Source organism: Leptospira fletcheri (assembly GCF_004769195.1).
GTDB lineage: Bacteria > Spirochaetota > Leptospiria > Leptospirales > Leptospiraceae > Leptospira_B > Leptospira_B fletcheri.
The window spans coordinates 147,378-159,280 of the sequence record NZ_RQET01000014.1; the positions used below are offsets into that span (position 1 = coordinate 147,378).

Below are 11,903 nucleotides of genomic sequence, written 5' to 3' on the forward strand. Positions count from 1 at the left end.
CCGTTTTTGTTTGTTTCGAAATCATAACAGAGTATTGCGATCTAAAGCTTCGGAAAATCCGGCCCTGCATCCAGGATTCCTTCGAAAATGATCCTACCGGCCTCTTCCATTTGAGACCTCTGAAGTCCTACTTCCGGTCCAGGTTTCCATCCGGCCTTTCGAATGAATTCGGAATGCACGTTTTTCCAAACTTCGAGCATGGGAGCCGTAACTTCCAAGTGGCATTGGATCCCGAAAATTCTTCCTTTCCAGGAGAACATCTGGTTCGGATACTCCTTCCCTTCCAGAATCAGTTCCGCACCCGCCGGAAGATCGAAGACATCCTCATGCAAATGAAACGCCGGAAAGGACGCTTTTCCGTTCAATTTGGAAAAACGGGAATGGGATCCGTTGACCAGACGAACATCGGAAAAACCGACTTCGGGTCCCTTAGCTCCGGTATAAACTTTCGCTCCTAACACCTTGGCGAGAATCTGAGAGCCTAAACAGATCCCGATCACTTTCCGATTTTCCATCCGAACCAGATGGGAAGCGAGTTCCAGCCAGGGAGAAAAAAAAGCCTCTTGAGCCGGATCGTGTACCGTTTGCGGACCTCCGAGAAACACCACCAAATCGAAGACTTGGTGGGCGTCCGGCATAAGATGCACATGCGGATCGTACGCGTTGTGATATGTGATTCTATAATTTCTTTCTCGGAGGCAATCGAGGAGGGTTCCCGGGCCTTCGCAATCCTTAAAACGAACGACCAAGCATCTCATGAGGATCCCACCATCCTTTTAAAGAACATTACTTTCCGATCCTTTTGGATGGCCGAAGAATCCGATTCCTCGCTGATTGGCCCGATAAAATTATAATACAAGACCAGAGGTTTGGTTTTGAAGAGCAAAGTCTCCGGAGTCCCGGTCACCAGTCCTTGGTTTCTGGAAATCCGAAACGGTTTCTTCATGATCAATACCGGAAGTTTGATTCCGTACTTCCGAATTTCAGAGCCCATCTGAACTTTGGCCTCCCGGATGATTTCTTCTTCCGTCATCTGCTCTGGATTGTCCACGAATACGGTCGGGTCCACGACCATGTAAAACTTGATTCTGGGATTCCCTTCCAATTCCGAATAGAGATGGTTGAGCACGGGAACTTCCTTGATGCAAGGAACGCAATTCGGTCCATATACGTTCAGCGCGATCCGGTCCGCGGGAACCTCGGCAAGCCTTACGGGTTTGTCGTCAAGGGTCAGCCCCTCGAACGCCTGAACCCCTAGATTGGATTGTTCCGAGGGGGCACAAGACGCAAGGGCAGCGAAAAGAGTGAAAAATAGACCAAAACAAAACCGGGAAAGAAATCCGGGGGGGTTCGGCCTGGAATCGGGGTTTGCCGGGGAATCCATGGGCGTTTACCAAAATCGGAGGCTCACCGGGAAATTCAAGGAATAAACGAGGACATAAGGTGTTGACAAGCAAAGGAAACGGAAGATGATGGTAAAATCTTCGCCTGCTATCCCTTCTCAGGAACAAAAAATGACCCAGCATCCGAATTCAGAATTCGACATTGTGACTCTTATCGAACTGGCCAAGAAAAACAAGTATGAAAGAGCCGTAGCCGGATTCCAAATTCTGGACAGGCTAGATCGACTCGAATTGCCTAAAAAAATCAAAGGCAGAAAACTAGCGGTTCAGGCGATGTTCGCCCTGGCCAGCGAGGACGTCCAATACAAATACGTCACCAAGGAAGAAAGGGCTGCCATCGAGCAGGAAACCAGAATTTCCGACCCGGCATATTCTAAATTCAACGGACTTTTCGAAGCCCCCCAAGCCCCGATCTCGGAAGAAGATACCGAGGAAGATTTCATTCCGGAAGAGACTCCGAAACCGTTTATGGACATGGAAGACGGAGAAGAAGGAGACGATTCCTTCGACGATGACGAGGATGAAGACGAAGAAGAGAACGATTCCGACGACGAGGATGAAGAAGAGGACGAAGAGGAAGAAACCGAAGACGAGGAAGAGTAACCTATTTTTCTCGTTGTCCGAAATCCAGACGGCGAACTGAATTTAAAGGAGGAAGATTCCTCCTTTCACCTCCACTCCCAACAAAATCCCAGAAAAGAAGGCGACCGAATCGCACATTCTTTTCCTCCTCCCTCTCCTAACCAAGAACTTGTTCTATTTATTGGAATCGGTTGCGGCTATCATATTCTCCCGTATGTACAGTCCGTCTCATTTTCCTTTCCCGTATTTTGCTTAGAGCCGTTGCCGGAACTGGAATCCCTTTTAGGAGAGCGCCTAAGGGAAGAAATCGGCGAAATTCCGGTCTGCTTCGGATGGAAGAATTTCCTGGGACTTCCCCAATCCGACTGGTTGCCGCAGGGAACCAAATCGATAAAAATCTGTCTCCATCCGGCCTATGCGCGGAAATTTCCCGAACTTTCCCGGGAGATTTTGGAAACGTTTAGAAACTTCAGTCCTCAGGATGAAAACAGAAGAGCAAAAACGGAATTCGGCAGACTTTGGGTACACAATTATTTTCGGCATGCCAGGATGTACCAGGACCGTCCGGATTCCTACCGCTGGATCTCTCGGAAATTGCCTAAGAGACCCAAGGAAATCGGTTGCTTTGCGGGAGCTTCCCCGAATCTGGAAACGGAAGAGGATTGGCTGAGAGAACATCGGTCCAAAATCTTTCTGCTCTCTTCGGACACGAGTCTAGGTTTTTTACTTTCCCGGAAAATATTTCCCGACGCAGTACTTTCCCTGGATAGTGGAAGAGGAACTGGATTCCATTTTCCGATGGATTTTCCGCCTGAAATTCCTGTGGTCACCTGGCTCGGGGGGTCGGCGAGGATTTTCGACCTTCCGAATCCGAAATGGCTGTATTTTTCCACTCATCCCCTGGACCAATTTTCTCGCTCCGCATTCTTTCCTTCGGGTCCTCTTCTGGAAAACCCTACACTGAATCTTGTCGGAATGGCGGTTTCGGTTTTCGAAGCCCTTGGTTTCGGGTCTTGTATCTGGAAAGGTTTCGACTTTCGGAGAGAATCGGGCAAAACCCATTGCAGAGGAACAGGGTACGAGAGATACGACCGCTTCTTTTTGGAAAGAAAAGAAAGCATGTTCCGAAGGAGATACATTTCGGAAAAAAAATGGGAACGCAGGAAGGCGGTACTTGAACTCTGGGAGGAATGGAGTCCCCTTCCCTTTCTCTCAAACGTACCGGAAGAGGCGGAAGTTTCTTCGGAATGGAAACTCGCTCTTTCCGCAGCCCCGCCGAAATTTCCGGGAACGGGAAATTTCTGGAGAAAAGCGGACGCAATCCTGGTCGAATTTCCTTCCGAAGTCCGTTCCATTTTGGAGAGACAAAGTCGGATTCTAGACGGAACGGTTTAGGGATTCCGGGCTCCGAACTCTTTCGCGAATTCTTCTTATTGACATTCTTGGAATAGTCTCCAAAATTCTATAGTTCCGGGAAATCGACTCGTCCCCCAGGTCTTAGGAATATGAATAAAGGTTACATTATTTGTGTCGATGATGAAGTATCGGTTCTGGAAACACTCCAGGAGCAGCTACATAACGAATTCGGAAAGACCCACGAAATCGAAACCGCGAGGAGCGCGGAGGAAGCCTTAGCTCTTTTAGAGGAAATCCAGAATTCGGGTTTCGTGATAGAAGTCATTATCACGGACCAGGTCATGCCTGGGATGAAAGGTGCCGATTTTCTGGAGGCTGTCCACAAAAAGTCTCCCGATTCGATCAAAATCCTACTGACCGGACAAGCCGGTCTGGATTCGGCCATCCATGCCATAAATTTCGGAGGGCTAAGCAGGTACGTAGAAAAGCCCTGGAATATCGAGGACCTGAGCAAGGACATTCGGTCCTTGATCGAGAAGTTCCGTCAAAATCTGGAGAACCAACATCTTGTCAATGAACTCAACCGCAGAATCAAGGAACTCGAAGAAGAGAATCGAAAACTCCAACAGACCGACTGAAGGAAAAAGAAGGAAAGAAATCGGTATTTCCGTTTTCTTCCGGAATTTCTGCCTTGCTCTCGTCATGACCCTTGCTTTGCTCTTCGTCTCCCGAGCCGAAGCGGGCGCCAAAGAGCCTCCGAAGCCGAAATACACCGCAGAACAAATCAAAAAGAAGAAGGAAGTACTTCTTCAAATTCTAAAATACGGAACCACCAAAGAGCGAGCCGGTGCTCTCCGGGAACTCGAGGATTTTCCGAAGGAGGACGCGGGAGAACTTTACGATCTCGTCGGCGTCATCCTTTCCAAGGATCCGGATTGGTCCATGCGCATCTATGCATTGCGCATCTGTGGAACCCTGGAACTTACCAATTTCGAGGACAAGATCGTCGCTCTTCTAAAAAGCGACCAACAAGAGATCTCTAAAGAAGCGATATACGTAACCAAAAAACTCAAGTTTCAGTCCGCGATCCCTACTTTGACCGAACTCCTAAAAACGCAGGATTTTACCAAAAACTCGAATTATACGATCGCCCTCATAGATACGTTAGCGGAATTCCCCGAGGCAACGGACGCTTTTCAGACATTGGAGTCCAGATTTCAGGAAAAATTCAACGACCCGGAACTCCGCGCACAAACCGCTCTGTACTTCGGAAAAGTAAAAAACGGATCCGTGGAAAACCTGCTGATCTCTACGTTTAAGGACGATAAGGAACCGATCACGATCCGGGCGTACAGCGTCAATTCCCTAGGAAAAATGAAGTCGAAGGATGCAATCCAACCGATGACGGAATTATTGGCCAAGATCCGGAACCTAAAGTCGAAGACCGACGTCCAGGATTACCAGGCCTTAAAAATCCATATCATCACCGCCTTGGTCTCGTTAGGAGACAAGGACATTATAGAAGAATTATATTCGTTGGCGAGAGACGACGATGCGGTGGTTCGCTTGAGAGCCATCAAACATTTGGCGGAAACGGAAGACCCGGCCGTCTTAGAAATCCTGGAATACAAAGCCCAGAGGGATCCGAGCGAAAAAGTGAAACGGGCGGCGCAGAACGCTTTGAACCAGCTTAAGAAAAAGATTTCTCCCGACTTCGTCCCTCCCGCCGCCGAGAAACCACGTGAGCCTTCCGGCATCAAACGATACAATTCTCGCCGACCTTCTTCCTCACGGGAAGAATCTCCTGCAAGAACGGATGCAGGTTCTCCCTCTTCCTCTGACAAAAAACCGGATGCCGCTCCCCAAGGCGGCAGCGGCGAGTCCGAGGACTTAGAGGACCAATAGGATGCTCGGATTCCGGGGGAAACTCGTGGGCGCACTGTATTTTGCCGCCTTAACGATTTCCTCCGCCGAAGTGGCTGGCGAACCCGCTGCGAATACCTATCGGGGAACGATTCCTTTGGAATCCCCCCGCTCTTCCGATTTAAAATCCGCTTTAAGCGAAGGGAATCCGAATTTTCCGGAAAACATCCGACTGTTCTTCCAAGGGACGGAGGGAAATTACGCCGTGTTTTATGATTGGAACGGACATACGTTTTATTACCAATATAGGGAAAACAAATTCGATCGACGGCTGCGAAAGTACGTATCCAGACTCTCGAACGGAGCTGCGTACGAAGTTTCCGGAGAATATGTAGGTGTTTTCGTTTTTGAAAATAAGGTGGTCCGAAGATTCAAAAAGAAAGGCGAGGATTCCCTGGCCGACAAAAAGGAAAGGCAATCGATTCCCGTCTTTAGATTGAAGGCCTACAAGGAACTCATCGTCGAGGATATCCTGTTTTGAATGGAATCGCGACTTTATCCGCAATTTCTATAATATTCTCGCTTCCTTTACTCGGGCTACTTTCCGTACCCTTGGATCCAGACCAAAAAGTATACGATCGGGACGAGATTTTCAGGGAGAATTTCCTCACGATCTCCTTTCCGGAAAAGGCCCTGGTCCGTACGGAATCCAGAAAGAGATGGAGAGCGGTTCCGCTAAAGGATAGGCAGTGGATTCTCATCTGGAGAAAATTGGATAGGGCCGGAGAATTCGAAAATGCGAAGGAATCCGTCTTAAGCGTTTTTCCCGAAAAACCGGCGGAAACGTTTTCCGTCGGCGGCACGGAGATCCTGCGTTGGACAAAAGAGGATGTTTCGGGCGGGAATCCGCTCAAAATCTATTTCTTTTTAATCCGCCAAGGAGATTCGGCTTATACAGTATACGTGGCCATGTACCGGGAACGGCAGGATTTAAACGAAAGGTTCGCATCTCCGGAAAGATATGTGTCCTCTCCCAAAGAAACTCCGAAATGACTTGAAAGGCTTTGCCTCCGGAAAAAACTGGATCGGTCGGGCCTATAGCTCAGTTGGTTAGAGCGGCAGACTCATAATCTGCGGGTCGAAGGTTCAAGTCCTTCTGGGCCCAAGCAATTCTATTATCAGCACAGAAGGACTTGAAGCTTTTGAGCGAGAGCATTTGTAGCGACCCATGGGGAGCGTCACAAATGCGACGCAAGCCAGGAGGGCGAAGCGCGCGAAAAAGACGCCGCGGAGCCCAGTCGACTACGATGGGCGATTGCGTAGCGGTAAGTCCTTCTGGGCCCAAATCTTTTTACCTTTGTTTGGTTTTTAGCTGCAGCTCAAATCCCCGGGTTGCAGGTGCAAGTCCTTCTCGAGCCCAAGCAATCATACAGACGCCGCGGAGCCCCCAGTCGACTACGACGGGCGATTGCGTAGCGGCAAGTTCTACTTAAATTATAAAAATCTTTTTTCCTAAAAAACCCTTTCTCTCCCCCAAAAGGATTAGTTTCGAATACGAATCCAGATTGCGCAGAAAGGACCGGAATTAAAAAATTAGCCGTATGGAACAGACCGTAGTGAAAAAGGTCAGCCCCAAAACCCGCAGGAAAGGCAACGATTACAACGTCAGTCCTGACGATATTTATATTTTTCCGTTAACGGATGCAACGAACGCTTTCCTGCAAAAAGTCTGGAACTCCTTCGTGAATAAGATGGTGGCGATGACTCTGCCGAACGGAAAGCCGGTGTTTCAATATGCGATCTTCGAATCCATCCAAGGAAAAAATCTGAAGATCGTCGCTTCCGCCACGCACTTTAAAATGAAAGAAGTGGCAGACAGGGTCGGACTCCAAAGCATAGAGGAATTCATCCGAAATACGATTCCGATTTCCATACAGGATGCCGGAAATCTTTCCGCCAGATATTTGAGGGAAGCGATTCTCTCCGTGGAAAAAAAGGCCAGGCCGGAAGTCTATTTTCATAGCCTAAACGACGAAAGGATCCACCCCAACTTAAAAAAACTTTTAACCGAGACCATGAATTACGCCGCCGGAATTCCTCTCTTCGTAAAGGGCTTTCCGATCGGAATGCTCTGGGGAATCCGCCGGGATAATATGACCGAGGACCAGGAGGAGGAAGTCCGCCAACAGCTTTATTCCTTATACGACGTCATCGACTTCGTAATTTCCAAGGAAATGGGATCCAAAGGGGATCCCTATTATGCGCGCAAGAATATAGAAAAATCCGACCTGAATTCCCGGGCCAAAAACCTTTTTTATACGAGAGGATACGGACAAAACGATCCGGTTACTACGATCGTGTTCGATTCCCATACATACCACCGATCTTATCGATTGGACGCCAGCTATATCATTCCTTCCGGAGACGGCTTTTCCGTCAGCCTGAAGCGTTTCGAACCCAAGGACAAAAACGATACCGGAATCAATCTGCTTCTGATTCCTGGCTTCTTCTGTAGGCGATCCGTAATGGACAAAGTGGCTCGGGAGCTGGCTCTGAAACACGGATACAGAGTCTTTTCTATGGATATGAGAGGTCGATCGAGACGCACCCTTCCCCCGTTCGGCATCCGGGAAGGATGGACCGTCGACGACTTCATCCAGGAAGACTTTCCCGCAGTGTTACAATGGATTCAGGAAAACTTCCCGAATGAGAAGCTGGTCGCAGTGGGTCATAGCATGGGAGGAATGATTCCTCGTTTTTATTCGGCAGCTTACGAAGAAATCGTCCGGAAAAGAAAGGATTCCCCTCTTCCTCTTCCCAAACCGGAGGAGATCCTTTCCGGAATCGTTTCCATCACTTCCCCGAACTTTATCCGTCTCCAGGCCCAAATTCCTGGGCTGGATGTTTTGAAAATGGGTTTAAAATTGGTCCCTTCCAAGACCATTTCCGATTTCCTGTTCGACCTGACTTCGTTTTCTCTTCAGACCACTCTCCCCACCGTGGACCTGAATAAGTTTTTCAAATTCCTCTTGGGATTACATTCCTCTCTCCGGGCGGTGTCCTTCGACCTCCACACAAAAGTCGTGAATCTTCGGGACTTCGTGGGTTACAGGCAGATTTCTCCGCCGGAATGGTATTTTTTAATCGAAGACATTTTTTGCGAGGAATCCACCAAAGTAGTACTGCAATTCCTCAGATCCCAACTCAGCCAGGACCATTCCTTTCTTTCTTATGACGGAAATCTGGACTATACCGCTTTACAAAAGAATCTCAAAATTCCTTTGCTTTCGATTTTAGGTTCCTTAGACAAAGTCGTTCCCAGCGAAACCATCAAGGCCGATCTCGCCGCTCTTCCACACGAAAAAAACCAGATTCTTTCCTACGAACAGGGACATTTGGGAATCGTTTTCCACATGCCTGTGGTCAGAGAAATGTGCTCCGAAATCGATTCTTGGATCCGCAGATTAGACTCGACCTGAACCGTCGGTTTAGAAGGCTTGACATTTCGGAAATCGAAAGATAGGGTCTAATCTAGGAATGGATTTAATAGAAGCGAACATTTACAATATTTCTCTAACCAATGTCGGATTCGCAGTATTCCTAAAAGCAAAAGACGACTCGGATCAAAGGGTCGTGCCCATTTTTATCGGCCCCCTCGAAACCCATTCGATCACGTCCGTTTTAGAAGGCACCAAGCCTCCCCGCCCCATGACCCACGATTTGATGACCATCCTTTTGACGACTCTAGGAATCCAAATCGTAAAGATCGCGATCGAGGAAATCATAGACAATACGTTCTACGCCAAAATCACCCTTAGGAAGGACGAAGAACTGATCGTTCTGGATGCCCGACCAAGCGATTCGATCGCGCTCGCTCTCCGTGCCAGCGCCCCCATTTACCTCGCCAAGAAAGTGATCGAAGAAGCCGGAATCGTAATGAAGGATGATGAAATTCCCGGAGAAACCATCGGGAAGGAAAAAATTTCCCAACTTCCTAAGTCGCAATTGGAAATCCTGCAAGATTCTCTGGATAACGCTCTGAAGGCGGAGGATTACGAAACCGCTGCAAAGATCCGGGACCAGATCCGCAAAATGTTGGAAAATCCCTCCTAAAACGAAAGATTACTCTCCCTGCGATTTAGCTTGATGAATTCGGAATCGACCGGTATTCTGGGACGCCGTGCGAGGAGGATCGCCATGGAAAAAGTCTTAATGGATATCTTAAATGCCGGCATAGCCGCATTCCAGTCTGGGGAAGGAAAGATCAAACAATCCGTCCACGATTTGGAAAAACTCTACGAGGAATTGCGGGCCAAGGGTGCGCAAAACCAATCGGAGCAAGCGAATCGCCTTCGGGATCTGATCCAAAAAACGATCACCGACGCTCAATCTAAATTGCAAAGCGCGAACTCCGAAACGACCGCGATTTACCAGCAACTGAAGGAGAATTTTCAAAAAATCTCCTCGCAGGTAAACGAGATACTTCCGGAAGACCTAAAGGCTAAGGCAAAATCCGCGATAGAAGAGCTCAACAAACTTAGCCAAAAAAAGTAGGTTCCGCGAATCCTCCTGGGTGCCGAAAAATTCGGGACAAAGAAGACTCGGCTCAAAAAATAGGCAATACGATTCGGTCCTTGCCGATTCTTGTACCGCTCGAATATGAACCCACCCATGAGGAAACATTCCTTCATCTTAGTTCTTACAGTATTCATTGATATGATGGGGTTTTCCCTCATCTTCCCGATCTTTCCCGAAACCCTGAACCATTTCCTCGCCCAAGCCGGAGATCCTCTCTTGGACCTTCTTGCAAGTTGGACTTCCCGGTTGCTGGACAGTTCCGCTCACGATTGGAAACTTTTCGTTGCTTTATTCGGAGGGATCGTCGCCAGTCTCTACTCCGTTTTACAGTTCCTGTTCTCTCCGATTTGGGGAAAACTTTCGGACCGGACCGGTCGGAGACCCGTGTTAGTATTTACCTGCACGGGCAGCTTCGTCGGCTATTTGGTATGGCTCTCGTCGGGTAGCTTTTCCTTTTTCGTACTTTCTAGAGTAATCACCGGACTCATGGGAGGGAATATTTCCGTGGCTACGGCAGCCATGGCGGATTCCACGGAGGAAAAAGATAGAGCAAAAGGAATGGGAATGATCGGTGCGGGAATCGGACTCGGCTTCATCGCGGGACCGTCCATAGGAGGAATTCTTGCTCATACCGATCCTTCGGTTTTGATTCCGTTCCTTCCTTGGTCAAAGATGACCGTATTCCCTTCCGTCGCTCTGGCGGCGACCGCTGCGGCTCTGATCAACCTACTTTTCGTCGTTTTCCGTTTCCGGGAAACTCTCCCCGTATCGCTGAGAAGAAAACCGGAAGGAAGGTTGCATCCTATATTAGGAGTATTTGATATAGGTTCGCGCGACGTCCTTTGGATCAGTATGTTGAATTTTCTATTCTTATTTTTCTTTTCCGGATTCGAATTCTCGCTGAACTTCTATTTGGACCAATTTTTGGGATTTAAACCGATGGAAATCGGTTACACCTTCGTTTATATAGGCCTGATCATCGTGTTGGTACAAGGCGGAATCATCCGGCGTATCAGCGGAAAAGTGCCGGAAAAAAGCATCGGAATGTTTGCCGGATCCATGCTTGTGATCGGCTTTCTTCTGCTCTCCTTCACGGATTCGAAAACCCAACTCTTCCTATCTCTAACCTTTTTGGCGATAGGCAGCGCCTTTTTAAACCCCGCCGTTTCGGCCATGGTCTCCTTGTTCTCCCCTGCCCAGGACCAGGGAAAAAATTTGGGGATTTTGAGAAGCCTAGGTTCCCTAGGAAGAGGAATTTCGCCGGTCGCTTTCAGTTTGGTATATTCCCAGAAGGGACCCCAAATTTCCTTCCTAGTTTCCGGAATTTTAAGCGCTTTATTCCTATTCTTCTTTTGGTTCGTACGACAACCGAAACGCCATCAATCTTAAAGAAAGATCCGAGAATTTCCTAAGTTTTCAAACTTCAGGATTATAGTACGGATAGGAGCGCGTTTTTCAATTTTTGGAAATGTAAAACCTCGTCCAATTTGGAACCGTTTTCCAGCCGCAAAAGAAACGTGTCGCGAACCTGTCCGGAATCCGTTACCGCCTTAAAGGAAAGAATGTCTATCCCGAAAAGGAAGAGAATTTGGGAGATCTCGAACAGGATCCCCGAACGATCCCTCATCCTCAGGTCCATAACGGTGGAATCGCTGATTTCGGAATTGAAGAGAAAAATCTCGGGGGTCTCTTCCAGTTTCATACGGAGCGTTTCCGTCTTTTCCGGATATCTAGCCAGATAGTTCATCACCGAAATTCCGCCGTAAAAGAGCTCCTTTAAATCCTTATGAATGGCATTCAAGTGCTCCTCTTTCATCCGTTCGTCGTCCAGTCTTCGAACGATGAAGATATCCTGGATGTATCCGTCCGTGGAAGTTTCCGCGATTGCTTCCTCTATATTCCAACCGTGAACGTACAAAACGGCGGTCACTCGATAGATGATCCCGATCTCGTTTTTGGAAATATTGACCTTTAAAGCGTACGCATCCCCCCTGGGAATGCAGGAAATGTGAAGCGGCTTTTCCGTCGTTGGAATCGTCATATCGCCTCCTCAAGCGGTCTGCTGAATTCTTACACAATTCAGCTCGGAACTTACTTCCCTTTGCCCGCTTTTCCTTTATA

Annotated in this window: 13 protein-coding genes and 1 tRNA gene; 11 read left to right on the forward strand and 3 right to left on the reverse strand. The window is 48.2% G+C overall.

Annotation, left to right across the window (positions count from 1 at the left end):
• Positions 1–41: 41 nt before the first annotated feature.
• Together EHO60_RS16795 and EHO60_RS16800 are read right to left on the reverse strand one after the other, a co-directional pair.
• Entirely contained in the window at positions 42–758 is a 717-nt protein-coding gene (locus EHO60_RS16795; RefSeq protein WP_135769369.1) for a type 1 glutamine amidotransferase, read from the reverse strand.
• Positions 755–1,384 carry a TlpA family protein disulfide reductase gene (locus EHO60_RS16800; protein ID WP_135769370.1) on the reverse strand — a complete coding sequence of 210 codons (630 nt, stop codon included), beginning with the start codon at positions 1,382–1,384 and terminating at the stop codon, positions 755–757. Before EHO60_RS16800 ends, EHO60_RS16795 begins: the two co-directional genes overlap by 4 nt.
• An 85-nt stretch (positions 1,385–1,469) precedes the next feature.
• Between EHO60_RS16800 and EHO60_RS16805 the strand changes: the two genes are divergently transcribed.
• The 11 genes from EHO60_RS16805 (at position 1,470) to EHO60_RS16855 (ending at position 11,171) form a co-directional block, all read left to right on the forward strand.
• Complete coding sequence (locus EHO60_RS16805; protein WP_135769371.1) at positions 1,470–2,006, forward strand: DNA primase; 537 nt, start codon at positions 1,470–1,472, stop codon at positions 2,004–2,006.
• A 240-nt stretch (positions 2,007–2,246) separates the two neighbouring features.
• Complete coding sequence (locus tag EHO60_RS16810; RefSeq protein ID WP_246028370.1) at positions 2,247–3,380, forward strand: 6-hydroxymethylpterin diphosphokinase MptE-like protein; 1,134 nt, start codon at positions 2,247–2,249, stop codon at positions 3,378–3,380.
• A 110-nt stretch (positions 3,381–3,490) separates the two neighbouring features.
• A complete protein-coding gene (locus EHO60_RS16815; RefSeq protein WP_135769373.1) occupies positions 3,491–3,979 on the forward strand; it encodes a response regulator in 489 nt (162 codons plus the stop codon).
• Positions 3,915–5,246: a HEAT repeat domain-containing protein gene (locus tag EHO60_RS16820; protein WP_135769374.1), complete on the forward strand. Its 1,332-nt coding sequence runs from the start codon at positions 3,915–3,917 to the stop codon at positions 5,244–5,246. The genes EHO60_RS16815 and EHO60_RS16820 overlap by 65 nt, the downstream gene beginning before the upstream one ends.
• A gap of 1 nt (position 5,247) precedes the next feature.
• A complete protein-coding gene (locus tag EHO60_RS16825; RefSeq protein WP_135769375.1) occupies positions 5,248–5,745 on the forward strand; it encodes an LIC_11959 family protein in 498 nt (165 codons plus the stop codon).
• Positions 5,742–6,257, forward strand: a complete 516-nt coding sequence (locus EHO60_RS16830; RefSeq protein WP_246028371.1) for a condensation domain-containing protein — start codon at positions 5,742–5,744, stop codon at positions 6,255–6,257. The genes EHO60_RS16825 and EHO60_RS16830 overlap by 4 nt, the downstream gene beginning before the upstream one ends.
• A 38-nt stretch (positions 6,258–6,295) precedes the next feature.
• Positions 6,296–6,369, forward strand: a tRNA-Ile gene (locus tag EHO60_RS16835).
• A 436-nt stretch (positions 6,370–6,805) separates the two neighbouring features.
• Positions 6,806–8,683: an alpha/beta hydrolase gene (locus EHO60_RS16840; protein WP_135769376.1), complete on the forward strand. Its 1,878-nt coding sequence runs from the start codon at positions 6,806–6,808 to the stop codon at positions 8,681–8,683.
• Positions 8,684–8,741: 58 nt separating this feature from the next.
• Entirely contained in the window at positions 8,742–9,317 is a 576-nt protein-coding gene (locus EHO60_RS16845; protein ID WP_135769377.1) for a bifunctional nuclease domain-containing protein, read from the forward strand.
• 84 nt (positions 9,318–9,401) lie between these two features.
• Positions 9,402–9,758 (forward strand): phasin-related domain-containing protein, encoded by a 357-nt coding sequence (locus EHO60_RS16850; protein ID WP_135769378.1) that lies wholly within the window; start codon positions 9,402–9,404, stop codon positions 9,756–9,758.
• 117 nt (positions 9,759–9,875) lie between these two features.
• Entirely contained in the window at positions 9,876–11,171 is a 1,296-nt protein-coding gene (locus EHO60_RS16855) for an MFS transporter (RefSeq protein WP_135769428.1), read from the forward strand.
• A 40-nt stretch (positions 11,172–11,211) separates the two neighbouring features.
• Here EHO60_RS16855 and EHO60_RS16860 read toward each other — a convergent pair whose 3' ends face one another.
• Positions 11,212–11,823, reverse strand: a complete 612-nt coding sequence (locus EHO60_RS16860) for a hypothetical protein (protein WP_135769379.1) — start codon at positions 11,821–11,823, stop codon at positions 11,212–11,214.
• Positions 11,824–11,903: the final 80 nt, after the last annotated feature.

Bases quoted from the DNA above. Each gene is read 5' to 3' on its own strand.
- EHO60_RS16795 (WP_135769369.1), bottom strand. From the start codon at position 758: ATGAGATGCTTGGTCGTTCGTTTTAAGGATTGCGAAGGCCCGGGAACC.
- EHO60_RS16800 (WP_135769370.1), bottom strand. From the start codon at position 1,384: ATGGATTCCCCGGCAAACCCCGATTCCAGGCCGAACCCCCCCGGATTT.
- EHO60_RS16805 (WP_135769371.1), top strand. From the start codon at position 1,470: ATGATGGTAAAATCTTCGCCTGCTATCCCTTCTCAGGAACAAAAAATG.
- EHO60_RS16815 (WP_135769373.1), top strand. From the start codon at position 3,491: ATGAATAAAGGTTACATTATTTGTGTCGATGATGAAGTATCGGTTCTG.
- EHO60_RS16820 (WP_135769374.1), top strand. From the start codon at position 3,915: ATGAACTCAACCGCAGAATCAAGGAACTCGAAGAAGAGAATCGAAAAC.
- EHO60_RS16825 (WP_135769375.1), top strand. From the start codon at position 5,248: ATGCTCGGATTCCGGGGGAAACTCGTGGGCGCACTGTATTTTGCCGCC.
- EHO60_RS16840 (WP_135769376.1), top strand. From the start codon at position 6,806: ATGGAACAGACCGTAGTGAAAAAGGTCAGCCCCAAAACCCGCAGGAAA.
- EHO60_RS16845 (WP_135769377.1), top strand. From the start codon at position 8,742: ATGGATTTAATAGAAGCGAACATTTACAATATTTCTCTAACCAATGTC.
- EHO60_RS16850 (WP_135769378.1), top strand. From the start codon at position 9,402: ATGGAAAAAGTCTTAATGGATATCTTAAATGCCGGCATAGCCGCATTC.
- EHO60_RS16855 (WP_135769428.1), top strand. From the start codon at position 9,876: ATGAGGAAACATTCCTTCATCTTAGTTCTTACAGTATTCATTGATATG.
- EHO60_RS16860 (WP_135769379.1), bottom strand. From the start codon at position 11,823: ATGACGATTCCAACGACGGAAAAGCCGCTTCACATTTCCTGCATTCCC.